Genomic DNA, 2174 nt, shown 5'->3' on the forward strand with positions numbered 1-2174 from the left:
TTTCCATGTAGGCGCAGCGGACGATGTCCGGAGCCGGAACGGAGGGCGTGGGAATGACGTTGCTCATGATGATTCCTTAAAAGTCTTTGGATTGGTGCGGGAGTGGGCCCGTGGACCCAAGCCCACTCCCGCGGAGGGGCCGCCGCTGACGAGGGAGGTCTGGACTCGGCGCCGGCCCCGGTCGGGCGTCCGGACCAAGCCGGACAAGCAATTAGGCGTCGCCGGTTTCGCGGCTGGACTGGACGCCGAACTTGGGGGTGTGGGCGTCGTTGAGGGTGATCTGGACCGACTGCTGGGTGGTGTAGAAGTCGATCGAGCGGTAGCCGCCCTCGCGTCCCAGTCCGGAGGCCTTCACGCCGCCGAACGGGGTGCGCAGGTCGCGCACGTTGTTCGAGTTCAGCCACACCATGCCCGACTCGATGGCGTGCGCAAAGTTGTGCGCGCGCTTGAGGTCGTTGGTCCACACGTAGGCGGCCAGCCCGTACTTGGTGTTGTTCGCCAGCGCCAGGGCCTCCTCGTCGGTGTCGAACGGGGTGATCGCCACGACGGGGCCGAAGATCTCCTCCTGGAAGATCCGCGCGTCCGGGGCGACATCGGCGAACACGGTCGGTGCCACGTAGTTGCCCGTGGGGAAGCCCTCGGCACGACCGCCGCCGGCGAGGAGGCGGCCCTCGGACTTGCCGATCTCGATGTAGCTCATGACCTTGTCGAAGTGGTTCGGGTGCACGAGCGAGCCGACCTCGGTTGCGGGATCGCTGGGCAGGCCCACCACGATGTTCTTCGCGCGCTCGGCGAAGCGAGCCACGAAGTCGTCGTAGATCTCGCGCTGCACGAGCACGCGGGACCCGGCGGTGCAGCGTTCGCCGTTGAGGCTGAACACACCGAAGACGGTGGCGTCGAGGGCGGCCTCGACGTCGGCGTCGGCAAAGACGATGGCCGGGCTCTTGCCGCCGAGTTCGAGCGAGAGGCTCTTGAACTGGGGGGCGGCCGCCGTCGAGATGGTGGCGCCGGTCGAGCTGTCACCGGTGAAGGAGACGATCGGCACGTCCGGGTGCTTCACGAGGTAGTCGCCCGCCACGCCGCCGGACCCGAAGACCAGGTTGAAGACTCCCTCGGGCAGGCCCGCCTCCTCGAAGATCTCCGGCCACAGCGCGGCCGAGAGCGGGGTGTAGCTGGCCGGCTTCATGACGACGGTGTTGCCGGTCGCGATGGCCGGGGCCAGCTTCCACGACTCCTGCATGAAGGGGACGTTCCACGGCGTGATGAGGGCGGCGACGCCGATCGGCTTGCGGTTGACGTAGTTGAGCTGGGAGCCGGGGACCTTCAGCGCGGTGTCGTGCTGGGCGACGACCAGATCGGCGAAGAAGCGGAAGTTCTCCGCGGCACGGCGGGCCTGGCCCTTGGCCTGCTTGATGGGAAGGCCGGAGTCGAAGCTCTCGAGGAGAGCGAGTTCGTCGTCGCGCGATTCGATGATGTCAGCGATCTTGTGCAGCACGCGCGAGCGTTCGCGTGGCTTCATCTTCGGCCACGGGCCGTTGACGAACGCGTCGCGGGCCGCGGCAACGGCGAGGTCGACGTCTTCCGTCTGGCCGGCCGCGGCGGTGGCGTAGGTCTGGTTGGACACCGGGTCCAGGACCTCGAAGGTCTCGCCGGCGAGGGAGTCGACGAATTTGCCGCCGATGTAGTGCTGCAGGTGGCTGGGCAGGTTGTCCGGCACGAAGTGCGTGGTCATGGGGAACTTCCTCTTTCATCCGGAGGGTGGGAGCCTGACGACCCGTGCTGAAGCGAGCACTGAATCGTACTTCAAATCGTATATGATCGAGTGTGACGGCAGACACTCGATTACGTCAACTCGTGATTCATCTTTCAGGCGGAAAGGCGAAACATCTTCCGCGCGGAGGCGCCCCTGGGGGCCAACTTCTTGCCGCCGGCGCCACTCCTCCATCACCTCGAGGCGCAACCAGATGCCCTCACTTGTGGGCCGCCTCATATGTGCCGTAGAGTTCAGCACCACAAGTAGATTTCGATTATCGAACTGATTATTCCGATATAGAACAATATTCATCCCGCGGATTGCGGACAACCCAGTGAGGAAAGCTCGTGAAGTTCCACCACCACGGCTACGTATCCGGTGACCCGCGGGTCCAGCCGGCTGCCGGCGTCGGCATCGACCG

Annotated in this window: 1 protein-coding gene; it reads right to left on the reverse strand. The window is 65.5% G+C overall.

What is annotated here, in order from left to right; all coding sequences use genetic code 11:
* Nucleotides 1-211 precede the first annotated feature (211 nt).
* Entirely contained in the window at nucleotides 212-1732 is a 1521-nt protein-coding gene (gene hpaE, locus ABD912_RS20655; protein WP_345153900.1) for a 5-carboxymethyl-2-hydroxymuconate semialdehyde dehydrogenase, read from the reverse strand.
* Between the last annotated feature and the right edge of the window lie 442 nt (nucleotides 1733-2174).

The sequence above is a fragment of the Arthrobacter ginkgonis genome (genome assembly GCF_039540195.1).
Classification (GTDB): Bacteria; Actinomycetota; Actinomycetes; order Actinomycetales; family Micrococcaceae; genus Zafaria; species Zafaria ginkgonis.

Coding starts and splice junctions, on each gene's coding strand:
- hpaE (WP_345153900.1), bottom strand. CDS start 1,732: ATGACCACGCACTTCGTGCCGGACAACCTGCCCAGCCACCTGCAGCAC.